Origin of the sequence: Arthrobacter ipis, assembly GCF_014694315.1 — a bacterium.
Lineage (GTDB): Bacteria > Actinomycetota > Actinomycetes > Actinomycetales > Micrococcaceae > Arthrobacter > Arthrobacter ipis.
Window position 1 is genome coordinate 69,854 of sequence record NZ_JAAOXD010000009.1, and the last position, 23,181, is coordinate 93,034.

The window sequence follows — 23,181 nt, forward strand, 5'->3', positions numbered from 1 at the left end:
CCGGCCGCCAGGGCCGGCCCGGATGGTGGGTCGGGGACCGCCTTCACAGGTGCCGTGTTCACAGCCGCCGTGATGACGGGAAGTTCAGACCTCGGAATTTTCATGGGGGGCCCTCGCAGGTGAGGCGGCAACTTTAGGCCGGATCGGGTACGCAACCGTGATTGCCGGCCGTCAGCCGGGGCTTTCCGGGCCCTTCGGCTGTATGTTCGGCGATCACCGACGTGCCGAATCAGCCGGGGAGGACCGGCTGGTCCGACAACAACCGTGGCGGCCGTCCCAGCCCAGAGTGTGCCGGCAATTTGCTTGTACCCGCACACTTTCCACCACCCAATGCTTCAACCCTATGGGCTGGCACGCGGAACGGCACCTGTAGCAGGTACTCGAATTTGCGCCGCGGCCGCTACTTGGGCACTCGCGGGCGGGCGGAGCCCGTCGTCCCGGGCTTGGCCCGGCCAGCGGACCCTAGGTCTGGTCGCCAGCTCGGCCGGCCAGACTACCCGGAACCGTTCGAAAACAATCTCGTCGGATTCCGTCCATTCCAGCCCCCGGCTGGCGCGGGTCCGGGTCCAGTACCTACGGTGCTCCGCCTGCCAGCTTTTCAGCGACCCGTCATCCTCGCCCTCATCCCGCGCGAAGGCTTCGTCAGCGCTGGTGAACGGGCCGAGGCGCAGTTCGACGGTCCGAAGCACGACGCGCGGGACGCCGGCACCGTCACAGGCGATCCAATGCGACCCGGTGCGGGGCAGGGTGTCCCCGGCCGAAAGGAATTCGTAGGCGAGTTCGGAAGTGGCCCGCTTGGGCCCCTCCGTCACTGCCCGCAGCAGCTCATCGGCCAGGGCCGCGGAATCCCCGAAGCGCTCCACCGTGTAGTCAGGGCAAAGGCGGACAGCTCCGGAACAGGCGCCGGCACGCGGTCAATTCCCTGGGCCGTTGTGCCAAAGGTGAAAGGACGACGGCGGGTGCGTCCCGTCGTCGTTCTCTTGCGTGTCCTGGCGCTCAAATGGCCGTGTCGGGTCTGCCTGGCCGGGCGGCCGGAGGTCGATGATCGGAAGGTGCCCGTCCGTGCGGATGCTGTCTCCGCCACCGTTGCGGTGGTGATAACCGGAGGAGAAATGCCGGATCACGTGCACGGATTCCACGGCATGTGCCGTTTGCAGCGTGCCGATGATGAAATCGCGCTCCTCGTCGGTCCCGTCGGCGATCTTGTGTGTGATCTGGAACGTGAAGAGCGAGAGACCCACGCTCTTGTCGTATGTCCCGGCGCCCACCCAGTCGACGGCGAACCCGCCGGGAAGCATCCAGCCGTCCGGGCATTTCCAGAACCGCACATGGTGCCGCTTGCGCGGGTTGCCATCGATCTCCCGCTGGAACGCCATGTCCTGCTTGTTGCCGAAGACGTACAGGGCACTGACGGGCGACTGCGGATAGCTCCGGCCCAGAAGCGTCGCGGTGAGGGTGCGCCAGGCGGTGGCCGGGGTGACGGGGTCGGACTCAATCCACCCAGCCGTGAGCATCGCGGTGCGGAGCTCGTCCGCCGGGCCGATGACCGCAAGGTTGACCGGATCGCCCAGCACGCCGTCGCCGGTGCGGGCACGCCCGATGAAGTAATTCGGCAGGTACAGGCTGCTGAAGATCTTGTGGACGCGGGGCAGGAAGGCGTAGGCGGCGATGAGCCAGACGGGGAGGAACACCCACACCTGCTCCGGTCCCCTGGCCAGCCGGGCGAGCAGGAAGAAATAGACGGCCCAGCCCATGGCTCCGGTGATGGCCACGTACAGCAGCCGCTGGAGGACGGCGACGACGGTGGCCCAGCGGGTGCCCCAGCGGGCCTTCCGGCTGTCCGGCCGGGAGTGCTCCGGCTCCTGAATCGTTTGGCTGGCCACCTACTTGGGCAGGTGCTCCAGCAGGTGGCCCGTGACCGCGCCGTACGCGACGTGCGGCACGATGTCGCTGACCCAGTCCGCAGCACTCCAGGTCCGCGGATCAGTCACCCCCAGGGCGGTCATGGGAACGTTGGAGACGAGCAGGGCGGCCACGGAGGCCACCGCCACCGACCGGACTGGCCCGGTGCGAACCCCCAGTGATCCGGCCGCTCCCAGCACAGCGCCGAGGCCCATGCCGGTGGCGATCCCGAGCAGGGGACCAAGCGCCTCCACCCGGTTTCCGCGCTGGGCCTCGGATCCCGGGATCGTCACGCCCGCCCGTTCCGCCAGCCGCTCCACCGAGTCGGAGGGCGTCGTGCTCGCCGCCCGGCCCCGCCACACCATGTCCAGGTAGCTGACAGCATTCAGCGCCGTGGTTCCTGCCGCGCCGGCGAGCGCTCCGTTCACGAGTCCTTTGAACAGGGACATCCTCAACTCTCCTTCTGGCCGTGTACTGGGCACTCCTATCCTGAAACTTACGTGTTGCCCCTGATCGCGGCAACGCCAGCCATCAGAGCGTCACGTTGTCCGGAGCATTGCAGCTGTGAAAACATGCCTCATGCGCGCCATGCAGAATTCCAGCCGATTGCAAGATGTCCGGTACGACCTCAGGGGTCCGGTGCAGCACGCGGCGAAGAAGATGGAGGCCGAAGGCCACAGCATTCTGCGCATGAACCTCGGGGATCCGGCGCCGTTCGGCCTGCATGCGCCGGAATCCATCGTGGTGGACATGATCCACCACCTGCGCGAGGCCCAGGGCTACAGCGACTCGAAAGGCATCTTCTCCGCCCGGACCGCCATCTCGCAGTACTACCAGACCAAGGGCCTGATGGAGATCGGCGTCGAGGACATCTTCATCGGCAACGGGGTCAGCGAGCTCATTTCCATGACACTCCAGGCATTCCTGGAAGACGGCGACGAGGTCCTCATCCCGTCACCGGACTACCCGCTGTGGACGGCAGCCACCGTGCTCTGCGGCGGCAGCGCCGTGCACTACATGTGCGATGAGGAGAACAACTGGTGGCCGGACCTGGCCGACGTCGAGGCGAAGATCACCGACCGCACACGTGCTATCGTCCTCATCAACCCCAATAACCCCACCGGGGCCGTCTATCCCCGGCACGTCCTGGAGGGGTTCGCCGATCTGGCCCGGCGCCATGACCTGGTGCTGTTTTCCGATGAGATCTACGAAAAGATCCTGTTCGAGGACAAAGTCCACATCCACACGGCTTCCGTGGCCCGGGACATTCCGGTGCTGACGTTCTCCGGCCTGTCCAAGGCGTACCGGATGCCCGGGTACAGGGCCGGCTGGGTGGCCGTGAGCGGGCCGCGCTGGGCCACCGCCGCCTACCGGGAGTCGCTGGAGCTGCTGGCCTCGCTCCGGCTCTGCCCGAACGTTCCCGCGCAGCATGCGATCCAGACGTCGCTGGGCGGCTACCAAAGCATCACGGACCTGATCCGGCCCGGCGGACGCCTGCGCGAACAGCGCGACCTCGCCTGCCGGCTGCTCAACGAGATCCCCGGGGTCAGCTGCGTGCCTGCTGCCGGCGCGATGTACCTGTTCCCGAAGCTGGACGCAGAGATGTACCCGTTCGCGGACGACGAGCAGTTCGTCCTTGACCTGCTCCAGGACCAGAAGATCCTGGTCTCGCATGGGACGGCGTTCCACTGGCACGCCACGGACCATTTCAGGTTCGTCATCCTGCCCGCCGTGGATGACATCCGCGAGGCCGTACGGCGCATCGCCACCTTCCTGTCCTCGTACCGGGCCAAGGCGGGCCGCGCCCGCGCCATGTCCGGCAACGCCCACCACGGTACGGACGAACTGAGCGCCTGAGCACTGCCGCCATAGCGGCCCGGGAAAGCGGACGACGGCGGGAGGTTCCCGCCGTCGTCCGCTTTTGCTTCCGTGGGGACGGCAACTGGCACGGACGGCTGTACGCGTGGACGGCCCGGGAGGCAACCAGTAAGGTTGCTTACTAAATGCCCTTGCGCTGAGCGCGCAGTCAGCCACGAGAGACAGGACCCACCCCTTGCCTGATGAACCGCTGGCTGACAAGCCACTGACGGACAAACTCCTGACAGGCAGCCCCTTGACCGATCAACAGGGAACGCCGCAGACGGGCGTGCGCGGCGAACTCCGCCAGGACACAACCGTCGGAGGCAAGGATCTCACCCGCTGGCAGGGCCGCTTCGGCCGCCTTTTGGTCGCGGCCGTCCAGCGCATCAGCCAGTTCCTGGGCCCGCACGGCGCCCTGGTCCTGACGCTGCTGGTGGGAGCGGTCATCGCTGCCGTCCTCACCGCAGCCTTTGCTGAGGTGTATGAGTCGGTGGTCCAGGCCGACGGGGTGGCGGGCCTGGACCATCCGGTGCTGGCGGCCGGCAAGAGCCTGCGCTCCCCCGGCCTGGATGTCGCCATCACGGCCTTTACCGATGTGGGCGGAACCATCGGCATGCCCATTCTGGCACTGACGGTCATGGGCGTCCTGGCCTACCGGCGGCGGTCGTGGACCCCTGTCATCCTCATTCTCACCGCGGGCCTGGGCTCCCTGCTGATGACCATCGCGGGCAAGCGGCTGATCGGCCGCACCCGCCCCGACCTCAGCGACGCCGTTCCGCCCTACGAACATTCGGCCTCGTTTCCCAGCGGCCATTCCCTGAATGCGGTGGTGATCGCGGGAATCGTCGCCTACCTGATCATCCTGCGGCTGAAGACGGCCCGCAGCCGCGTCCTCACCGGCGCAGCCGCCGCTGTGTTCGCCGCCGCCATGGGGTTGAGCAGGGTGTACCTCGGCCACCACTGGCTCACCGACGTCCTCGCCGCGTGGGCACTCGGCGCGGCGTGGCTGGCCCTGGTGGTCACCGCCCACCGGCTCTACCTGACAGTGCGGAAGCGGCGGGCACGCGGTGAGGTCCCGGCGGGAACGGCCCCGGGGGCAGACGCTCCCAGGCCGGAGCGCGCGTAAGCACCCAAATCGCAGACAGAACGACGACGGCGGGAGGCTCCCGCCGTCGTCGTCCGCCTCTTGCGGCAGCAGCGTTTAGCCGATCGGCTCAGCCATCTGTTCCACGACGTACTGGACATCGACGGAGTTTCCGGTCACGGGATCGGACATTTCCACCTTCCAGCTGCGGGCAAACTGGTCCACGCCGGCGGTCATGGCTACGGTGCCGGAGATGAGGACGGTCCCGGGTGCATTCAGGCCGCGTTCCGTCAGGACGTCCAGCCAGTAGTCCGGGGTCAGCAGGGCCTCGAGGGAGCTGTCCTGGATGAGGGTGTCAGGGGTGTCCCCCTCCCCCACCCAGGCCTTGAGCGTGATCTGGTCCAGGTGTCCCCGCACCTCGTCCAGCTTCCAGGCCCTGCGCCCCAGCACATCCGGACTGGCGTTCTTGCTCCAGGCCACGCCGTGCACCTCCAGCGCCCGGTCCGTGTGGTCGCAGGCGACGGTGAGCAGCACACCGTCCTCGGTGAGGACCATGGCCCATTCGGCCTCCCCGGAAGTCCGCCCATGCTGGACCCGAACTTCCGATACCTGCTGGGCCAGATAGGGGGACACTGGATACAGGGCGGGAGTGGTGGTGGGCCCCGGAACACCGAGTTCAGCGAGTTCAGCAATGTGGGCCTGGACCTCATCCTGCTCACGCCCCGCGTAGCCGGCATTCAGGAGGTGCTTGACCTCCACGTCCTGCGTGCGGCCATCGGGTAGTTCAAAGCTCAGAGTCGTCATCGTGGATCCATCCTTTGCATGTGCTGCTGCGGAAATTTACAGATCGGAAACCGGAAACGGTCGCCAATGTACATCCAGTATGCGTAATGTATACATTTAACGCCAGCGTGACAGGCGTCACTATAAGAACCTCGTGGAGGACAACACCATGGCCAACGCTCCAGTTCCCGATCCGGGCACAGCGCATCATCCGCACGCCACCCCGCACCCGACGATTCACCCCAAGGGCCTGTACAAGGCCTTTGCCGCCAGCCTCACCGGCACAGCACTTGAGTGGTACGACTTCGCCGTCTACTCGGCGGCTGCCGCGGTCGTATTTCCTGTCGTCTTCTTCCCTGCGACCGATCCGCTGACCGGGACCGTCCTCGCATTCTCCACGTACGCCGTCGGCTACGTGTCCCGCCCGGTCGGCGGTATTATCTTCGGCCGGCTCGGGGACCGCATCGGCCGCAAGAAAGTCCTGGTGACCACGCTGATGATCATCGGCGTGGCCACGGTGCTGATCGGCGTGCTGCCCGGCTACGCAAACATCGGCGCGACGGCAGGAATCCTTCTGGTCCTGCTGCGGTTCGCGCAGGGCGTGGGCGTGGGCGGCGAATGGGGCGGCGCCGTCCTGCTCTCCAGTGAGTACGGCGACCCGCACCGCCGCGGGTTCTGGGCTTCCGCCGCGCAGGTGGGACCGCCCGCCGGCAACCTGCTGGCAAACGGCGCGCTCGCCGTCCTGACCGTCGCCCTCACCGAGGAGCAGTTCCTGAGCTTCGGCTGGCGCATCGCGTTCCTTGTCTCCGCAGTGTTGGTTGGCTTTGGCCTCTGGATCCGGCTGCGGCTTGAGGACACCCCGATCTTCAAGGCCATCGCGGCCCATGGTGAGCAGCCCCACGCCCCGGTCCGCGAGGTCTTCAGCAAGGAACTCCGCCCGCTGATCGCCGCCATTCTCTGCCGCGTGGGCCCGGATGTGCTGTACGCCCTGTTCACGGTCTTCACGCTCACCTACGGCATCCAGGTCCTCGGCTACGAGCGCAACCAGGTACTGACCGCCGTCCTGATCGGCTCCGCCTTCCAGCTGTTCATGATCCCGCTGGCCGGCTACGTCTCCGACCGCTTCAACCGCCGTCTGGTCTACGGCGTGGGCGCTGTGGTGGGGGCAGTGTGGACGTTCATCTTCTTCGGCGTCCTGGGCGGGAACAACCAGCCGATGCTGATTATCGGCATCGTCCTCGGCCTCATGGCCCACTCCTTTATGTACGGCCCGCAGGCCGCCTTCATTGTGGAGCAGTTCTCCCCGCGGCTCCGGTCCACCGGCAGCTCGCTGGCATACACCTTCGCGGGTGTGATCGGCGGTGCCATCGCTCCCCTGCTGTTCACCCTGCTGCTCGCCGAGTTCGGAACCTGGATTCCGGTGGCCATCTACGTGGCGGTGGCGTCAGCCGTGACCCTGGTGGGACTGGCACTCGGCCGGGACAACGACACCATCGAGGACCTCGATTACCGGCTGCTCCTGGAAGGCTCCGCCTCGGCGCGCACGCAGTCCGGCGCGGTCTAGTTTCGAGTTTTTGTCCAGATATTGGCCGCTAAGAGCCTCCGAAGCCCCATTATCTGGACATAAACTCCATGCGGTGTGCGGGTCAGGTGCGGAGGAGGATGTCGCGGGTGACGGCCAGGTGATGGTCGATGGCCTCCTGCGCCTTCGCGGAGTCTCCGGACACCAGGGCGTCGAGGATGTCCTGGTGTTCGGAGCACACCTGTTCGCGCCGGCCGCCGGTCCGAAACAGGGCGGAAACCCCGACGACGATCTGCCGGACGTGCAGCTTGCTGTAGGTCCGGGAAATCAGCTCGTTGCCCGCCGCGTCAATCAGCTGCTGATGGAAGAGCGTGTCGAGGCGGATGAACTCCTGTGCAGCCTCGGCCCCCTGGTCTTCGGGTACTTTGGCCTGTTGGTCGAGGGTGTCCCGCATCTTGTCGGCCGGCACGCTCCGGTGCTCGATGACAAGGCGGGCGGCGTGGCTTTCCAGCACACCGCGCAGCTCCATCAGTTCCGAGATTTCGCGGCCGGTCACCGGGGGAACGTAGGCCCCGCGCTGCGGGATCAGCTCCACCAGGCCGTCGGAGACCAGCAGGAGGAGGGCCTCCCGGACCGGGGTGCGCGAGACACCGATTTGGGCGGCCAGCTCCTGCTCGTTGAGGAAGCGCCCCTGCATCTCCGGATCGGTCAGGATGTTCTCGCGCAGGTACTCGTACGCCTTCGCCCGGCCCGACGCGGCCGTCCCCGAACTTTTTCGCATACATCAGGTATACAACAGAGAAGAGCAGATCCATGCGTTTAGCAGTCGCCCAGATCGTCAGCAGCGCCGACCTCACGGCCAATCTGGAGCTGGTCCGGGATTACGCCACCCGGGCAAAAGAGGCCGGGGCCGAACTGGTGGTGTTCCCCGAGGCCTCCATGTGCGCCTTCGGAAATCCGCTGGCAGATATCGCCGAACCACTGGACGGGCCGTGGGCCACCGCGGTCCGGGCAATTGCCGCGGAACTGGACATCGCCGTCGTCGTTGGCATGTTCACGCCCGGGGCGGGCGGACGGGTGCGGAACACCCTGCTGGTGACCGGCCCCGGCATCGACACGTCCTACGACAAGATCCACCTCTTCGACGCGTTCGGCTTTGCCGAGTCCGATTCGGTGGATGCGGGTACGACGCCGGTGACCTTCGAAGTCAACGGCACCGCTATTGGCCTGGCCACCTGCTACGACGTGCGCTTCCCGGCGCTGTTCACGGCCAACGCGAGGGCCGGCGCTGCCATCAACATCGTCTGCGCGTCCTGGGGTGCCGGGGAAGGAAAGGCCGAGCAGTGGGACCTGCTGGTCCGCGCCCGGGCGGTGGACAGCACCACGTTTGTGGTGGCGTGCGGGCAGGGCGATCCGGCCACCCTCGGGCTCCCGTCCGCCGGCGCTGCGCCCACCGGGATCGGCCACAGCGCTGTGATTTCCCCGCTGGGTTCTCCACTGGCGGCGCTGGGCGGCGAACCTGAACTGGCCGTGGTGGACTTCGATCCGGCCATCATCCCGGACGTCCGCGGAAAGTTGCCCGTGCTGGCAAACGCCCGGAGTTTCTAGGCTCGCCAGACGGGTTCCCGGGAAATACGACGGCGGGGCGCGGCCACCTTGGTGGCCACGCCCCGCTTTTCTCTTTGGTCAGTTCCCTTCCGGCACGACTAGTTAGCCGCCGGCACGCGGTAGGAGCTTTCCGGAACATCCGTGATGAACATGTGCCCGGGTGCGTGGCTGATCGCGAACGCCGGCCTGGATGCCATCACCGCGCTCTGCGGTGTGACTCCGCAGGCCCAGAAAACCGGCACTTCCCCGGGCCGAATGTCCACCGGATCCCCGAAATCTGGCCGGGAAATATCGGCAATGCCCAGGTCCTCGGGCGATCCGACATGGACCGGCGCGCCGTGGACCTTCGGCACCTCCGCGGTCACGCTGATGGCGGTTTCCACCAGTTCGGCCGGCATCGGGCGCATCGAGACGACCATGGGGCCGTGGATCCGTCCTGCCGGGGTGCACTCGACGCTGGTGCGGTACATGGGCACATTGCGCCCCATCTCGGTGTGGCGAAGCGGGATGCCGGCGCCGGCCAGGGCGGCTTCGAACGTGAAGCTGCAGCCGATCAGCACGCCCACCATGTCGTCGCGCCAAAGCGGGGTGGCGTCGGGGACCTCGGCGGAAAGGACTCCGTCCTCCCACACCCGGTAGGCGGGGATGTCGGTCCGGATGTCCGAACCCGCGGCGAGGGAACTTTCGTACTTGCCGGCCGGAATGACGTCGATGACGGGGCAGGCCTTGGGATTGAGCCGGCAGAACTCCAGGAATTCCTCGGCGTAGTCAGCCGTCACCGCTATCAGGTTCGCCTGCGTGTAGCCATCGCTCCAGCCGGAGGTCGGGGTGACCAGGCCGTTGCGGAACTGCCGGCGGGCTTCGGCCGGCGCCACGAGTCCGTTCGACTGACTGATGGCATTCTCCTGGCTCATAGGGTGCCGCTCTCTACTATTTCGGTGGACCCCTTCAGGTACTCCTCGTCCTCTGCCACATTGGAGTCCCGGCCGATGGCCAGGCCCACGATTGTCAGCAGGCAAGCGACGCTGAGATAGATGGCCACCGGGACCCAGCTGTGGAAGGTGCTCTGCAGCAGGGTGAACATGAACGGTGCGATGGCGCCGCCGATGATGCCCGCGAAGGTGTACGCCAGCGAGCTTCCGGTGGAGCGGAGCCGCGGCGTGAACTGCTCGACGACGAACGCGGCCTGCGGGCCGTACATGAAGGAATGGCAGAGCAGGCCGAGTACGGTTCCCACGACGAGCATCACCGGGGAACGGCCTTCAAGCACGATGAAGAACAGGTAGGCCCAGACAGCGGCAGCCACTGCAGCGATGCCGTAAACGAGGCGCCGGTTGATCCGGTCGGAGATGGCGCCCGCAAGCGGCATCGTGAACAGCTGGAGGCCTGAACCGACCAGTACCGCCACGAGGACCTGGCCACGGTCGAAGCCAAGTTCCTGGATGCCGTACGTCAGGGTGAAGACGGTACACAATGCGTAGGTGACGTCCGGGCCGATGCGGCTGAGCATGGCAGCAAGGAGCGGACGGCGCTGCGTGGTGAGGACTTCCCTGATCGGGGCTTTGGGCTGGTCGCCGCGGGCTTCCATGGCCTTGAAAATGGGGGTGTCCTCGAGCTTGAGGCGGATCCACAACCCGAACGCCACCAGCACGGCCGAGATCAGGAACGCAATGCGCCAGCCGTAGTCCAGGAAGGCCTGCTCGGACAGGGTGAGCGTGAGGACGGCGAGTGCGCCGTTGGCCAGCAGGTTGCCTGCGGGCGGGCCGATCTGCGCTGCGGAGGCCCAGAAACCGCGACGGCGGGGGTCGCCGAATTCGCTGGACAGCAGGACCGCGCCGCCCCACTCGCCGCCCACGCCGACGCCCTGCGCGAACCGCAGGAAGACGAGGATGGCCGGGGCCAGGATGCCGATGTTGCCATAGGTAGGCAGCAGGCCGATGAGGAAGGTGGCGACGCCGATCAGCATCAGCGTGATGACCAGGATCTTCTTGCGGCCGATCTCGTCGCCGAGCCGGCCGAAAATGATGCCGCCGACCGGCCGGGAAATGTAGCCCACCGCGTAGGTGGAGAACGCCAGCAGGGTGCCCGTCACCGGGTCCGAGGCCGGGAAGAAGATCAGCGGGAAAACGATGGCGGCCGCGGCGGAGTAGACCGCGAAGTCGTAGAACTCCAGCGCGGTACCGGTGAGGCTGGCCGCGAATGCTTTGTACATGTCCTTGCGCCCGACAGCGGGCCTGGAACCTGCGGAGGCCATTGCGGATTGATTGGCCATTTTGTTCCTCCATGAAGAGTGTGGATGCCTCCGTCGTGCTGCGGATGCGCTGTTGTGCCAGCCTGCCCGGGCCTGCGACGTTGACAAGGCGCGGGCACTGGGGCTGGTTGGCGGCTTCCCCGGGAGAGCCGCCGAAAGCGGAGCATTCTGTTGGATTGTGGAAATGTAGAACAATCCGAACTTGTTGAACAATGTACGCGACCTGGGTCACACCGTCAAGGCGTGCATCACACCGGCAAGGGCAGTGGCTGCAACTACAGAAAAGCGCCAGCTATGACGCGTGAACTGCGGTCTGGTGCTCCTCGGACCTGGCGAGGTAGGACAGGAGGCGCTCGGCCGCGAGGTCATTGTCCCCCGCTTCGAGGGCCTTGCAGATCTGGTCGTTGTCAGCCAGGTAGTCCTGGTAGAAGCCGCCGTCAATGGAGGCCTTGTGGAAGAACAGCCGCATCTCGGCCAGCACCTGCGACATGATGACATTCAGGCGTTCGCTGCCGGCCATCGCCACCAGGGCACCATGGAAATGCGCATTCGCGCTCCCCAGTCCCTCACTGTCGCCGGCCTTGGCAGCGCGCTTCCCTTCCTCCACGGCAGCGCGCACTGCGGCGATACTTTCGATGCTTCCGCCACCGCGAACCGCACTGACCTCGATGGCGCGCCGGACGATGTAGACGTCATGAATGTCGCTGACCTCGAGGCTGGCAACAAAGACGCCCCGGTTGGGCTGCCGGACCACCAGGCGCTCGCTGGCGAGCTCGGCAAACGCCTCGCGCACCGTATTGCGTGAAACCCCGAGCTCCTCGGAGAGTGCTTCTTCCTTCAGCTTCGCCCCGGGAAGAAGCGCACCTTCCGCAATTTGGAGCCGCAGCTCACTGGCAACGCGGGTGGCCACCGCGGGCACGGCGACGCGCAGCCTCGATACACCTGAACTCGGATTGACTGTGGCCATACACCGAATTTACACGAACCAACCACAATTGGATTGTTGAATTGTTGAACATTTTCGCCGGAGGGTGCATCCTTGTGTAAGGACGACTTGAGATGAGGGTCACAATGCACGCAATTGATTTGAACAGTGACGTCGGTGAATCCTTCGGGCGATGGAGCCTGGGAGACGATGCGGCCATAATGGCTTCCCTGTCCAGCGCCAACGTGGCCTGCGGATTCCACGCCGGGGACCCCAGCGTCATCCGGGCAACCTGCGAGGCCGCCGCCAAGTCCGGCGTGGTGGTCGGGGCTCATGTGGGCTACCGCGACCTTGCCGGATTCGGACGCCGGTACATGGACGTCGACCCGCGCGAACTGGCCGACGACGTCGTCTACCAGATCGGCGCGCTGCAGGCACTGGCCGCAACGGCCGGCACCCGGGTCCGCTACGTCAAGCCGCACGGCGGCCTCTACAACGCGATCGTCCACAACACCGCGCAGGCACGCGCCGTGGTGGACGCGGTGAAGTCGGTAAATCCCGATCTGCCCATCCTTGGCCTGCCAGGATCCGAAGTGCTGCGGCTCGCGGAGGAAGCCGGGCTCCGCGCCGTCTCCGAGGCGTTCGCGGACCGTGCGTACAACCCCGACGGCACGCTGACCTCCCGCACCCAGCCGGGTTCCGTCTTGGAGGACCCTGAGTCGGTTGCCGCCCGTGTCCTGCAGATGACCACCGGGGAGGCCATCACCGCGATCGACGGCTCGGATCTGCTGATCAATGCTGAATCGGTGTGCGTCCACGGGGATTCACCCGGCGCGGTGGCTATGGCCGTCGCCGTGAAGAGGGCGCTCGACGCCGCCGGCATCACCATCAAGGCCTTCGTCTAGCATGAAGCGACGGATTCAGGACCCCATGGCACACACCAACATTGACGCGCCTTCCTCTTCGTCCGGCCAGCCCGCGCCGGAGGCAATCCCAAATTCTCTGCCCCCAAACACCGCGCCTTCGAGCGGCCCCCGCCCCGGCAGGGTACGCGCGGTGCGGCCGGTGGGAACGCGCACTGTCCTCGCCGTGGTTTCCGGCACGCAGGATGTCCTCGCCCTGCAGGCCGCACTCCTTGAGGCTCCGTTTCCGGGCCAGCAGGATGTCCTGGCCGCCGCCGAGACCGTCATGGTCAGGGCAGATTCCCCCGCAGCCGCACGGCGCATCGGGCAGGCCCTCCTGGAGCTGGATCTCACGGCACCGGCGGAGCAGGCCGGCGGCCTGGTGGTCATTGACACCGTGTACGACGGCGAGGATCTCGCCGAGGTTGGGAAGCTAACCGGCCTCGGTGCCGACGGTGTGATCACCGCCCATACGGGCCAGGTCTGGACCGTTGCCTTCGCTGGTTTCGCACCGGGCTTTGGCTACATGGTGGGCGAGAACCAGGCCTTGGAGGTTCCGCGCCGGAGTTCCCCGCGCACGGCGGTCCCGGCGGGATCGGTGGCGCTGGCCGGCAACTACTCGGCCGTCTACCCGCGCAAGTCTCCGGGTGGCTGGCAGCTAATCGGCCGCACCGGAGCCAAGATGTGGGACCTCGACCGTCCGGAACCGGCGCTGGCAAGCCCCGGGCACCGCGTCCAGTTCCGTGCCGTCCGCGACGTGGTTCAGCTGGCTAGTCAAGGATCCCAGGACAGCCAACAGACTGATCCGGCCACGGCCTCCGGACTCCGTGTCCTGTCGCCCGGCATTCACAGCCTCATCGAGGACCTTGGCCGGCAGGGGCATTCGGCCCTCGGCGTTTCCGCCGCCGGTGCGCTGGACCGGGCTTCGCTCCGCCGGGCCAACCGCCTCGTTGGGAACGCGCCGTCCGCCGCCGCCATCGAAACCGTCTCCGGCGGGCTCAGGCTCCAGGCCGTCGGGGACCAGGTCCTGGCCGTAGCGGGGGCGCCGTCGGCACTCACCGTCGTGACGCCGTCGGCCGCCCCCACCGAAACGGAAACCGACCCGGCGGAAACCGGCGATACAGAGGCGCGGCAGCGCACCGTCCCGGTGGCCGCGCCGTTCGCCCTGCTCGACGGCGAAATCCTCACCATCGGTGTTCCCGCCGCCGGCTTCCGCAGCTATGTCGCTGTCCGGGGCGGGGTGGACGCACCACCGGTGCTGGGCAGCCGCTCCACGGACACGATGTCCGGTATCGGGCCGAAGCCGCTGGCAGCGAACCAGCTGCTGCCGTCCGGCGGCGCCGCCGAATCCGGTGTCGTGGGCAGCCCGGAAATCCAGCCTGACTATCCCGGCGAGGACGTCACCGTGCTGGACATCATCCTCGGACCGCGCGCTGACTGGTTCGACCAGGCCGCGATCGACTCCCTCTGCGCACAGGACTGGACGGTCAAGCCGGAGTCCAACCGCGTGGGCATGAGGCTGCAGGGAACACCCCTGGAGCGGAGCCGCACGGGCGAGCTTCCCAGCGAGGGAACGGTAGCGGGCGCCATCCAGATGCCCCCGGAGGGCCTGCCCGTGCTCTTCCTCGCCGACCATCCTATTACAGGCGGGTACCCGGTGATCGGCGTGGTGGTCGACGACCAACTCGACCTGGCCGCCCAGATCCCGATCGGCGGCAGCATCCGCTTCCGTATCGCCCCCGAAACTGCCGCCCCCGCCGGCCCCTCCGAAGAGACTCCTCACGAAGAGACTCCACAAAGAAAAGCGAGCAACTGATGCACAAGGTCCTCATTGCCAACCGCGGCGAAATCGCCGTCCGGATCGCCCGGGCCTGCGACGATGCACAGCTGGCCTCCGTGGCTGTGTATGCGGACATCGACGCGGACGCCATGCACGTCGCCGCCGCGGACGAGGCGTTCAGCCTCGGCGGTAACTCCCCGGCCGACACCTACCTGAACATCGAGAAACTCCTCGGCGCGGCAGCCGCTGCCGGGGCGGACGCGGTCCATCCCGGGTACGGCTTCCTGTCCGAGAACGCGGACTTTGCGCAGGCCGTGCTCGACGCCGGACTCGCCTGGATCGGGCCGACGCCGGAGGCGATCCGCCAGCTGGGCAACAAGATCACGGCACGCGAGATCGCGGTCCGTGCCGGCGCCCCGCTCGTGGCAGGCAGCGACGGGCCGGTGGAATCCGCCGCCGAAGCCCGCGCCTTCGCGGAGCAGCACGGGCTCCCTATCGCCATCAAGGCGGCCTTCGGCGGCGGCGGGCGTGGCCTCAAGGTGGTGCGGAACATGGAGGAGGTCGAGGAGGCCTTCGACTCCGCCGTGCGCGAGGCGGTGGCCGCGTTCGGCCGCGGCGAATGCTTCGTGGAACGCTACCTGGACCGGCCGCGGCACGTGGAGGCGCAGGTGCTGGCCGACACGCACGGCAACGTCATCGTCGTCGGAACCCGCGACTGTTCCCTCCAGCGGCGCCACCAGAAGCTGGTGGAGGAGGCCCCCGCGCCGTTCCTCAGCGACGGGCAGCGGGGGCAGATTTACGACGCCGCCAAGGCAGTTTGCCGGGAGGCGCGCTACTCGGGTGCGGGGACGGTGGAGTTCCTGGTCGCCGCCGACGGCACCGTGGCCTTCCTGGAGGTGAACACGCGGCTGCAGGTGGAACACCCCATCACCGAGGAAACCACCGGGATCGATCTGGTACAGGAGCAGTTCCGGATCGCCGCCGGGGAACGGCTGTCCCATACGGAAGACCCGGCTCCGCGCGGCCACGCTTTTGAATTCAGGATCAACGCCGAGGACGTGGGGCGCGGCTTCCTGCCCTCCCCCGGCACCGTCACCGAATTCACCGCACCCACCGGCCCCGGCATCCGGCTGGACACCGGCGTCCACTCCGGCTCCTTCGTCGCTCCGCAGTTCGACTCGCTCCTGGCGAAGCTGATCGTCACCGGAGCCGACCGCCAGCAGGCGCTCCGGCGCGCCCGCCGCGCGCTGGCCGAGATCAGCATCACCGGCGTGGCCACCGTCCTGCCCTTCCACCGCGCCGTGGTGGAGGCAGCGGACTTCACGTCCGAGACCGGTCTGGACGTCCACACCCGCTGGATCGAGACGGACTTCGCCGGCCAGATCCCGGCAGATCCCGACTTCAGCACCACCGGCCCCGAAGGCCGGCGGCGCACCGTCACCGTCGACGTGGACGGCCGCCGGCTTGCCGTCGGGCTTCCGGCCGACCTGCTGGACGGCTGGGCCCGATCGGGCCAGGCACTTCCCGGCGGCCTGGGTGCCTCTTCGGTCGCTGGCTCTCCCGACGGCGGGTCCAGCACCCCTGACCCGGCCGAACTCCGGGCCGCCATGAGCGGCACCGTGGTGAAGTGGCTCGTGGAGCCGGGTACCGATGTGGCAGCGGGTGATCCGGTGGTGGTGCTGGAGGCGATGAAGATGGAGACCAGCGTTCCCGCCCATCGGGGCGGCGTCCTGTCCGGCGTCGCCGCTGGCCCCGGCGAAGTGGTCACGTCCGGCTCGGTCCTGGCGCTCATCGGGTAGCGGCTCCGCAGCTTGCCGGCTAAGCAACGGACGACGGCGGTACCTCCCGCCGTCGTCCTCTTGCTTTTCGGCTCAGGCTGTTAGCGTCCTGCGCAGGATCATGGGGATGACGCCGCCGACGGCGAGGAGTTGGCATTCCAGACCCGTCTCCACGGCGGCGGTGGCCATGAACGGTTCCTCCGCGCCGTCGATGCGGACGATCTTTGCCGCGATCCCGGCGCGGGGATGGATGAGCTCCTCGGGTGCGTCCAGCGCAATCCGATCGCCCGGTGCGAGGCTGAGGAGTTTCTCCCTTATGTCCGCCGGCATGACGAGCGGGAGGATGCCCATGCCGATCAGGTTGGAGCGGTGGATCCGCTCGAAGCTGGCGGCGATCACCGCCCGGACACCGAGCAGCCGCTGGGCCTTTGCCGCCCAGTCCCGGGACGATCCCATGCCGTACCGCTCGCCGGCCACCATGATCACCGAGTCGCCTGCCTCCCGGTACCGCTGCGCGGCGTCCCAGATGGGCAGGGTCTCTTTCGACGGCGCGTGGACGGTGTGTGCCACCGGCGCCTCTGGGTGCAGGAGGTTCCTGACGGACTTGTTGTGGAAGGCACCCCGGACCATGACCTCCCAGTTTCCGCGGCGGGAGGCGAAGACGTTGAGGTCGGCGCGGTCCTCTCCCCTGTCCACCAGGAAGTCGGCAACGCTGCTGGCCGGCGGGATAGCGCTCGCGGGGGAGATGTGGTCAGTGGTGATGTCATCGCCGAGCACCAGGAGCGGATGCGCGGTGAACTTCCCGAGCAGGCTGCCCTCGGTCAGGGCGGCGAACGGAGGGCGGCGGAGGATCGTGGATCCCTCGTCCCACGGGTACTTTGCCCCGTCCGGCGCTTCCACCCGCTTCCATTGCGGGTCGCGGCTGGCGATGGCGAAGTCCCGGCGGAAGTCGGCGGGGCAGTTGGCCTTGGCCACGAAGGCGTCGATCTCTTCCCGGGAAGGCCACAGGTCCTCGAGGAAGACGGGTGTGCCGTCCTCGGCAAGCTGGACGGGCTCCTTGCTGAGGTCGCGCTTCGCGTCGCCGGCGATCGCGAAGGCCACCACCAGCGGCGGCGACAAGATGAAGCTAAGTTCGACGTCGGGGTGCACCCGGCCGGGGAAATTGCGGTTGCCGGACAAAATCGCCACCGGTTCGCTCACGCCGTCGGCCTGGGCCCTGGCGATCACCGGCGTCAGCGGACCCGGGTTGCCAATGCAGGTGGTGCAGCCGAACCCGACGATGTCGAAACCGACATAGGCGAGATCGTCAATGAGCCCGGCACGCTTGAGGTAGCTGGCGGCCGCCGGTGACCCCGGCGCCAACGAGGTCTTGACCCAGTCCGGCACGGTTAGCCCGCGCTGGCGGGCGTTGCGGGCGAGCAGTCCGGCGGCGATGAGCAGCCGGGGATCCGAGGTGTTGGTGCAGCTGGTGATGGCGGCCAGGGCCACCGGAAAGTCCGGCAGGCCGCCGTCGCCGGTCGGCGCAGTTCCAGCGCGGTCATGGGCCGGGCCGGCCTCCTTTTCCAGCGCCTTGCGGATGCCGCCGTAGGGCAGAAGGTCCTGGGGACGGCGCGGTCCGGCCGCGTGCATCGCAACGGCGGACAGGTCGACGTCGACGACTCTCGTGTAAACCGGCGCTGCTTCCGGGTCGAACCAGAGCCCGGCCTGCTTGGCGTACGCCTCGACCAGCCGCGTCTGTTCAGCGCTCCGGCCAGTGCCGGCGAGGTAGTCGAGGACGTGCCCGTCGATGGGAAAGTAGCCGGTGGTGGCGCCGTATTCGGGCGCCATGTTGGCGACGACGGCACGCTCGCCCACCGTCAGCGTGGAGACGCCGGGGCCGAAGAACTCAACGAACTCCCCCGTGACACCAACCTCGCGCAGCCGCTGGGTGACGGTCAGCGCGAGGTCGGTGGCGAGGGTTCCGGGCCCCAGTTTGCCGGTCAGGCGGACACCGAGGACGTCGGGGATGCGCAGCGTGGCAGGCATCCCGAACATCACCGTCTGCGCTTCCAGCCCGCCGACGCCCCAGCCGAGGACGCCGAGTCCGTTGATCATCGTCGTGTGGCTGTCCGTGCCCACCATCATGTCCGGCAGCGCCCACCGGACGCCGTCCTTCTCGATGGTGGTCACCACGGTGGCCAGCTGCTCAAGGTTGATCGTGTGCATGATGCCGGTGCCGGGCGGATTAATGTGCACGCCGTTCATGGCCTTCGAGGCCCACTTCAGGAACTGGTACCGCTCCCGGTTTCTGCGGATCTCGTGCCTGATGTTCCGGGTGGCTGCGTCGGCATGCCCGTACTCCTCCACCGCCAGGGAGTGGTCGATGGACACGTCCACGCGCAGCAGCGGGTTCAGAGCCCTGGGGTCGGCACCGGACTCGGCGAGCGTGTCCCGCATGGCCGCGATATCAACCAGTGCTGGTGTGCTGGTGGTGTCATGCATCAGCACCCGGCTGGGCAGGAACTCGATTTCGGCGGTGCTGGTGCCCGTGGCCAGCCACTTTCGCAGGGCGTCCATGGCCTCCTCGCGTTCCTGGTCGGCCATGTTCCGCTGCACGTTCTCCGCCAGCAGCCGCAGGACCACCGGTAACCGGGAAAACCCGGCGCCGAAGGCACCCTCGATGTCCACGGCCCGCAGTACCTCGCCATTGACGGAGAGGCTGGTGATGCAGGGGCTTGAGCCTTCGGCGGTGAGGATACTCATGGTCCTGCTTTCTCAAGGAGCAGCTAGCTGTTATAGGTTATAACCTATAACAGCAACGCCAAACCGGAGGGGGCTAGCGGTCGCACACCAGCCCGTAGCGCTGACCAAGAGCGCCTACGCCTACGAGGAACTGCGACGCCGGATCCTGACCGGGGAGATCGGCCACGGTTCCGTGCTCAGCCAGGCGCAGCTCGCCCACGAGATCGGCGTCAGCACCACTCCCCTGCGTGAGGCATTGCGGCGGCTGGCCGCTGAGGGAATGGTCCAGTTGGAGTCGCACCGGGATGCCCGGGTCGCCTCCCTCACCGCGGATGAGGCCCGCGACCTGTACGTCCTCCGCGAGAACCTTGACCCGCTGGCTGCCGGGCTGGCGGCTGAGAGCCGGACACCTGCCGACATCGACGACATCCAGGCGGCGCTGAAGCAGCTGACGCCGCTGCACGACGCGGCGGACCTGGACGCCATGACGGCGCACCGCGAGTTCCACCGCGCCGTCTACAGGGCCTCGCACAACCCCCTGCTCATCGGGATCCTCGAGGGGCTGTGGGACAAGGCCGACCGGTACCGCCAAATCGGCCTGCAGAACCAGAAGGCCTCCGAGAAGGACCGCAAGCGCGTCCGCGAGGAGCACATCCAAATCGCCGACGCCGTGGTGTCCGGCGACGCCGTCCGGGCCCGCGAAATCATGCAGCGCCACGTGGCCGGGAGCCTGGGCCGCCGCGCCATCGCCGTCCTCACCGAGGGGTAGCACTGTAACCCTGTATGTGGCAAACCTCACCCGCCGTTTCGGGCCAAATGGTTTGAAAAGCCCTCCCGCGCCTGTGCATCATGGAATGGAACCACGAAGGAACACGCTTTTCTGCAAATGGTTCAGAAGTTCAAACACAACAAAATCCTGGTGGACGCAATGAGGCCAAACCGGTGAGCTCGTCGAGCTGCCTGAGGCCTCCGAGCGTTCCTGGGCTGCCCTGTTCCGCGGCATCGCATTGGCGCCATGCCCAGACACGAAAGCACTGAAAATGACCTTTGAGACCGCCGAATCAATGACGATCAAGATCTGGGACCGTTCTGCAGTGAACCACACACTGGAGACGCTGGTGCACGATTTTTCGAGCCGGGCCAACGCAAAGAAGAGTGACGTTGCAGTCACCCTCAGCGGTCCGAACACCTTCACGCTCAGCCTGAACACCGCTGCCCTCTAGGCAGCACCCCGGACAAAAACGTAAGAGGACGACGGCGGGACATTCCCGCCGTCGTCCTCTTGCGTTTTGACTGGGTAAAACGGGCAGCCCGTCAGGCGCGGGCGGGCTCGGCCAGGAGGGAGTCGATCTGGCCCGCGGCCTCCTTCATGCCCTCCTCCATGCCCATCTCCATCATCTGGTTCATTTGCTCTTCGGACTCGAAGACGGACTGGATGGTCATCCGGGTGCGGCCGCCGATGTCCTCCAGCGTGACGGTGGCATGCGCGGCGCCCATGGCTTCCACCGGCGCGCCGTTGTCGTCGCGAACCCGTCGTCGAACTCGAGCCGGTTCGGCGCCTGGATGTCGGTGATGCGCCACCAGCCGCGGGGCTTCTCACCCTCGGGGCCGGTCATGAAGTAGGACGCCTCGCCGCCGGGCGTGAACTCGTACTGGCTGAACGTGGCCGGATAGGTGGGCGGGCCCCACCAGCGCTCGAGCTGCCGCGGGTCTTCCCAAATCTGCCAGACGCGCTTCACGTCGGCGTCGAACTCTGCCACGAGGGTGAGGCTGAGCGCCTCTGGATTCTTGGTGGAACTGATAACCGTCATTGCCGGACCCTTCCTATATTTCAGCCAGTCCTACTCTTCAGCCAGGATGTCTGCGATCCGGGCGACGCGCTGCCGCCAGATCGCCTCATACTCATCAAGCAGCCGGCGGGCTTTCTCCAGGCCGTCATGGTTGCCCCGCACGATCTGCTCCCTTCCGCGCTTCTCCTTGGTGACCAGAGAGGCGCGCTCCAACACCGCCACGTGCTTCTGGACGGCGGCAAAGCTCATGGCGTAGAGGGCCGCCAGGCCGCTCACCGAATACTCGCCCACCGCCACCCGGCGCATGATGTCCCGCCGGGTGGTGTCCGCGAACGCCTGGAAGAGGCGGTCGAGTTCGGCATCGCTAAGCTGATCTACAACCATTTGGTTGTAGGATATGGCCGCTTGGCGTGGGTGTCAATGGGCAGGATATGACGGCCCGCTGCTCATGCGGCCCCCACCCCGGCGCCGGACTCCGCGGGCGCACTCCCGTCCGTGGGCACCGTCCCGTCGTCCTCGTACGCCACGGCGCCGGCCAGGTCGCGGCCTGCAACGTAACCGAACGCCAGCGCCGGGCCGAGGTTGATGCCGCCGGCCGGATAGTGACCGCCCATCACGCTGGCCTGGTCATTGCCGGCGACGTACAGCCCGGGGATGGGCCGGCCGCCGTCGTCCAGGGCGCGGGAGCGGCCGTCCACATCCAGCCCGGCGAACGTGCCGAAGCTTCCGGGCACCACGCGCACGGCGTAGAACGGGCCCTTCTCGAGGGGGCCGAGCGACGGGTTCGGCTTCGCGGCCGCGTCACCGCCGTAGCGGTTGAAGGGCGTGGAGCCGCGGCCGAAGTCCGGATCGACGCCAGCCGCGGCATGGCGGTTGAACCGCTCCACCGTCTCCTTGAGTCCGGCGGGATCGATGCCGCACCGGGCCGCGAGCTCCTCGAGCGTGCGGCCCTTCTTCAGATAGCCCGATCGCAGGTAGGGGAGGAGCGGCACGGGCAGCGGTTTGGCCATGCCCAGCGGGAAGCGCCGCACAAAGCGGGAATCGGCGATCTGCCAGGCCTCCGCCTGTTCCCCCGCCGGCGTGGCCGCCAGCATTGCCGCCACGTAGTCGTAATAGCCGTTGGCCTCGTTGACGAACCGCTTCCCGCTGCGCAGGACGCCGATGCTGCCGGGCTTGGCACGGTCCATGATGTGCGGGAACGTGCCGGTCCGGCCGCTGCGGTACGGCACCAGCGACACCGGGCACCACGCGGCAGCGGATTTCACGTCGGTCCTGAAACGGGCGCCCACCGACTGGCCCAGGCTGATGCCGTCGCCGCTGGCCTCCGCAGGCGCCAGCGTCCAGTGTTCGCGGCCGGTTGGGGTGTGCGGGAACAGTTCCTTCCGGCGCTGCACGTCCTGCGGGAAGCCGCCGGCCGCCAGGACCACTCCGCGTGCGGCGTTGATGTGCAGTTCCCCTTGGGGAGTGCCGACGACGGCGCCGGTCACCTTGCCCGCCGCGTCGGTCAGCAGCCGGCGGGCCGGCGTGGAGACGCGGATGTCGACGCCGAAGCGGTCTGCGGACTGCAGCAGCCGGCCGGTCATTGCCGTCCCGTTGACCAGCTGCATGTTGCGCCGGTGCGTCAGCAGATCCAGGAGATGCAGGCCGAATCGCCAGCCTGCATGGAGGAGTCCGCGCGGATTGCCCCGGGACGCCGAGAGGAATTTGGTCAGGTCCGGTCCGGCCATGATGCCCATGCCCAGGAACGAGGTTTCATACAGCTGGTGCCGTAATTTGGCGCGCAGCTCCGGACGGATCCGCCGGGCATTCATGGGCTTGGGCCCAACCGAGCGGTGCCCGGTCCCGGCACCGGGAAGCCCGCCATAGACGTCGTTGATCCTGGCACCCGGGACGAACTGCAGCGACGTCTTCTCATGGAAGAAGCCCACCATGTGGGGCACGGCCTCCAGGAACGCGTCCACCCTGTCCGCCTGGTAGTCGGCCCCCAGGACTCCGCGCAGGTAGGTTCGGAACGTCTCTTTGTCCTCGGTGACGCCTGCGGCCCGGGCCAGCGGGTTGCCGGGCGCCCAGGCCCAGCCGCCGGACCAGGCCGTGGCACCGCCGCAGACGTCCGCCTTTTCCACCACCACAACCTTCAGCCCGTGGTAGGCGGCCGTCACGGCTGCGGCCAGGCCGCCCGCGCCGGAGCCCACCACCAGGACGTCGCAGTTCAGCGTGCGCAGGTTGACTCCGGCAGCGGAGGGGGTTGTTGCATCAGTAGGGAAAGTCATCTCTT

At 67.4% G+C, this 23,181-nt stretch carries 19 protein-coding genes and 2 pseudogenes; 9 read left to right on the plus strand and 12 right to left on the minus strand.

The annotated features are described in order from the left end of the window. Nucleotides 1–473 precede the first annotated feature (473 nt). The 3 genes and pseudogenes from G9E11_RS19035 to G9E11_RS19045 form a co-directional block, all read right to left on the minus strand. Nucleotides 474–863 (minus strand): annotated as a pseudogene (locus G9E11_RS19035) (ASCH domain-containing protein); the annotation flags it as partial. 51 nt (nucleotides 864–914) lie between these two features. Further along, a complete protein-coding gene (locus G9E11_RS19040) occupies nucleotides 915–1,883 on the minus strand; it encodes an LssY C-terminal domain-containing protein (RefSeq protein WP_311764419.1) in 969 nt (322 codons plus the stop codon). Next, nucleotides 1,884–2,351 carry a hypothetical protein gene (locus G9E11_RS19045; RefSeq protein WP_190608738.1) on the minus strand — a complete coding sequence of 156 codons (468 nt, stop codon included), beginning with the start codon at nucleotides 2,349–2,351 and terminating at the stop codon, nucleotides 1,884–1,886. Between the two features lie 130 nt (nucleotides 2,352–2,481). On the opposite strand from G9E11_RS19045, the gene G9E11_RS19050 reads away from it, so the two are divergent. Then, complete coding sequence (locus G9E11_RS19050; protein ID WP_190608740.1) at nucleotides 2,482–3,759, plus strand: pyridoxal phosphate-dependent aminotransferase; 1,278 nt, start codon at nucleotides 2,482–2,484, stop codon at nucleotides 3,757–3,759. A gap of 256 nt (nucleotides 3,760–4,015) precedes the next feature. Beyond that, nucleotides 4,016–4,888, plus strand: coding sequence for a phosphatase PAP2 family protein (locus G9E11_RS19055; protein WP_190609189.1), 873 nt, complete (start codon nucleotides 4,016–4,018; stop codon nucleotides 4,886–4,888). A gap of 75 nt (nucleotides 4,889–4,963) precedes the next feature. On the opposite strand, the gene G9E11_RS19060 is transcribed toward G9E11_RS19055, so the two are convergent. Next, complete coding sequence (locus G9E11_RS19060; RefSeq protein WP_190608742.1) at nucleotides 4,964–5,650, minus strand: DUF2848 domain-containing protein; 687 nt, start codon at nucleotides 5,648–5,650, stop codon at nucleotides 4,964–4,966. A 148-nt stretch (nucleotides 5,651–5,798) separates the two neighbouring features. On the opposite strand from G9E11_RS19060, the gene G9E11_RS19065 reads away from it, so the two are divergent. Further along, a complete protein-coding gene (locus G9E11_RS19065; RefSeq protein ID WP_203219266.1) occupies nucleotides 5,799–7,193 on the plus strand; it encodes an MFS transporter in 1,395 nt (464 codons plus the stop codon). Nucleotides 7,194–7,275: 82 nt separating this feature from the next. On the opposite strand, the gene G9E11_RS19070 is transcribed toward G9E11_RS19065, so the two are convergent. After that, complete coding sequence (locus tag G9E11_RS19070) at nucleotides 7,276–7,932, minus strand: GntR family transcriptional regulator (protein WP_190608745.1); 657 nt, start codon at nucleotides 7,930–7,932, stop codon at nucleotides 7,276–7,278. Nucleotides 7,933–7,964: 32 nt separating this feature from the next. Between G9E11_RS19070 and G9E11_RS19075 the strand changes: the two genes are divergently transcribed. Further along, the gene (locus G9E11_RS19075) at nucleotides 7,965–8,759 is read left to right on the plus strand and encodes a carbon-nitrogen hydrolase family protein (protein ID WP_190608747.1); all 795 of its coding nucleotides are present in this window, start codon (nucleotides 7,965–7,967) and stop codon (nucleotides 8,757–8,759) included. A gap of 98 nt (nucleotides 8,760–8,857) precedes the next feature. Here G9E11_RS19075 and G9E11_RS19080 read toward each other — a convergent pair whose 3' ends face one another. From G9E11_RS19080 to G9E11_RS19090, 3 genes are all read right to left on the minus strand, one after another. After that, nucleotides 8,858–9,673 (minus strand): putative hydro-lyase, encoded by an 816-nt coding sequence (locus G9E11_RS19080; RefSeq protein ID WP_190608749.1) that lies wholly within the window; start codon nucleotides 9,671–9,673, stop codon nucleotides 8,858–8,860. Beyond that, complete coding sequence (locus tag G9E11_RS19085) at nucleotides 9,670–11,031, minus strand: MFS transporter (RefSeq protein WP_190608750.1); 1,362 nt, start codon at nucleotides 11,029–11,031, stop codon at nucleotides 9,670–9,672. Before G9E11_RS19085 ends, G9E11_RS19080 begins: the two co-directional genes overlap by 4 nt. 271 nt (nucleotides 11,032–11,302) lie before the next feature. Continuing rightward, complete coding sequence (locus G9E11_RS19090) at nucleotides 11,303–11,977, minus strand: GntR family transcriptional regulator (protein WP_190608751.1); 675 nt, start codon at nucleotides 11,975–11,977, stop codon at nucleotides 11,303–11,305. Between the two features lie 104 nt (nucleotides 11,978–12,081). On the opposite strand from G9E11_RS19090, the gene G9E11_RS19095 reads away from it, so the two are divergent. The 3 genes from G9E11_RS19095 (at nucleotide 12,082) to G9E11_RS19105 (ending at nucleotide 16,416) form a co-directional block, all read left to right on the plus strand. Beyond that, nucleotides 12,082–12,840 carry a LamB/YcsF family protein gene (locus tag G9E11_RS19095; protein ID WP_190608752.1) on the plus strand — a complete coding sequence of 253 codons (759 nt, stop codon included), beginning with the start codon at nucleotides 12,082–12,084 and terminating at the stop codon, nucleotides 12,838–12,840. A 160-nt stretch (nucleotides 12,841–13,000) separates the two neighbouring features. Next, nucleotides 13,001–14,653, plus strand: a complete 1,653-nt coding sequence (locus G9E11_RS19100; RefSeq protein WP_311764420.1) for a 5-oxoprolinase subunit B/C family protein — start codon at nucleotides 13,001–13,003, stop codon at nucleotides 14,651–14,653. Then, nucleotides 14,653–16,416, plus strand: coding sequence for an acetyl/propionyl/methylcrotonyl-CoA carboxylase subunit alpha (locus G9E11_RS19105; RefSeq protein WP_190608755.1), 1,764 nt, complete (start codon nucleotides 14,653–14,655; stop codon nucleotides 16,414–16,416). Before G9E11_RS19100 ends, G9E11_RS19105 begins: the two co-directional genes overlap by 1 nt. A gap of 72 nt (nucleotides 16,417–16,488) precedes the next feature. On the opposite strand, the gene acnA is transcribed toward G9E11_RS19105, so the two are convergent. After that, on the minus strand, nucleotides 16,489–19,137 hold the full coding sequence (gene acnA, locus G9E11_RS19110; RefSeq protein WP_190608756.1) for an aconitate hydratase AcnA: 2,649 nt from the start codon (nucleotides 19,135–19,137) through the stop codon (nucleotides 16,489–16,491). 130 nt (nucleotides 19,138–19,267) lie between these two features. On the opposite strand from acnA, the gene G9E11_RS19115 reads away from it, so the two are divergent. Further along, on the plus strand, nucleotides 19,268–19,885 hold the full coding sequence (locus G9E11_RS19115; protein ID WP_284691200.1) for a GntR family transcriptional regulator: 618 nt from the start codon (nucleotides 19,268–19,270) through the stop codon (nucleotides 19,883–19,885). Nucleotides 19,886–20,156: 271 nt separating this feature from the next. Beyond that, complete coding sequence (locus tag G9E11_RS19120) at nucleotides 20,157–20,339, plus strand: hypothetical protein (protein ID WP_111905501.1); 183 nt, start codon at nucleotides 20,157–20,159, stop codon at nucleotides 20,337–20,339. Nucleotides 20,340–20,430: 91 nt separating this feature from the next. Here the strand turns inward: G9E11_RS19120 and G9E11_RS19125 are convergent. The 3 genes and pseudogenes from G9E11_RS19125 to G9E11_RS19135 all read right to left on the minus strand — a co-directional run bounded on the left by G9E11_RS19125 (nucleotide 20,431) and on the right by G9E11_RS19135 (nucleotide 23,176). Beyond that, nucleotides 20,431–20,927 (minus strand): annotated as a pseudogene (locus G9E11_RS19125) (SRPBCC family protein). 30 nt (nucleotides 20,928–20,957) lie between these two features. Beyond that, the gene (locus tag G9E11_RS19130) at nucleotides 20,958–21,290 is read right to left on the minus strand and encodes an ArsR/SmtB family transcription factor (RefSeq protein WP_190608759.1); all 333 of its coding nucleotides are present in this window, start codon (nucleotides 21,288–21,290) and stop codon (nucleotides 20,958–20,960) included. 62 nt (nucleotides 21,291–21,352) lie between these two features. Then, nucleotides 21,353–23,176, minus strand: coding sequence for an FAD-dependent oxidoreductase (locus tag G9E11_RS19135; RefSeq protein ID WP_190608760.1), 1,824 nt, complete (start codon nucleotides 23,174–23,176; stop codon nucleotides 21,353–21,355). Nucleotides 23,177–23,181: the final 5 nt, after the last annotated feature.

Coding starts and splice junctions, on each gene's coding strand:
- G9E11_RS19130 (WP_190608759.1), bottom strand. CDS start 21,290: ATGGTTGTAGATCAGCTTAGCGATGCCGAACTCGACCGCCTCTTCCAG.
- G9E11_RS19065 (WP_203219266.1), top strand. CDS start 5,799: ATGGCCAACGCTCCAGTTCCCGATCCGGGCACAGCGCATCATCCGCAC.
- G9E11_RS19120 (WP_111905501.1), top strand. CDS start 20,157: ATGACCTTTGAGACCGCCGAATCAATGACGATCAAGATCTGGGACCGT.
- G9E11_RS19045 (WP_190608738.1), bottom strand. CDS start 2,351: ATGTCCCTGTTCAAAGGACTCGTGAACGGAGCGCTCGCCGGCGCGGCA.
- G9E11_RS19135 (WP_190608760.1), bottom strand. CDS start 23,176: ATGACTTTCCCTACTGATGCAACAACCCCCTCCGCTGCCGGAGTCAAC.
- acnA (WP_190608756.1), bottom strand. CDS start 19,137: ATGAGTATCCTCACCGCCGAAGGCTCAAGCCCCTGCATCACCAGCCTC.
- G9E11_RS19095 (WP_190608752.1), top strand. CDS start 12,082: ATGCACGCAATTGATTTGAACAGTGACGTCGGTGAATCCTTCGGGCGA.
- G9E11_RS19080 (WP_190608749.1), bottom strand. CDS start 9,673: ATGAGCCAGGAGAATGCCATCAGTCAGTCGAACGGACTCGTGGCGCCG.
- G9E11_RS19060 (WP_190608742.1), bottom strand. CDS start 5,650: ATGACGACTCTGAGCTTTGAACTACCCGATGGCCGCACGCAGGACGTG.
- G9E11_RS19050 (WP_190608740.1), top strand. CDS start 2,482: ATGCGCGCCATGCAGAATTCCAGCCGATTGCAAGATGTCCGGTACGAC.
- G9E11_RS19075 (WP_190608747.1), top strand. CDS start 7,965: ATGCGTTTAGCAGTCGCCCAGATCGTCAGCAGCGCCGACCTCACGGCC.
- G9E11_RS19085 (WP_190608750.1), bottom strand. CDS start 11,031: ATGGCCAATCAATCCGCAATGGCCTCCGCAGGTTCCAGGCCCGCTGTC.
- G9E11_RS19070 (WP_190608745.1), bottom strand. CDS start 7,932: ATGCGAAAAAGTTCGGGGACGGCCGCGTCGGGCCGGGCGAAGGCGTAC.
- G9E11_RS19090 (WP_190608751.1), bottom strand. CDS start 11,977: ATGGCCACAGTCAATCCGAGTTCAGGTGTATCGAGGCTGCGCGTCGCC.
- G9E11_RS19105 (WP_190608755.1), top strand. CDS start 14,653: ATGCACAAGGTCCTCATTGCCAACCGCGGCGAAATCGCCGTCCGGATC.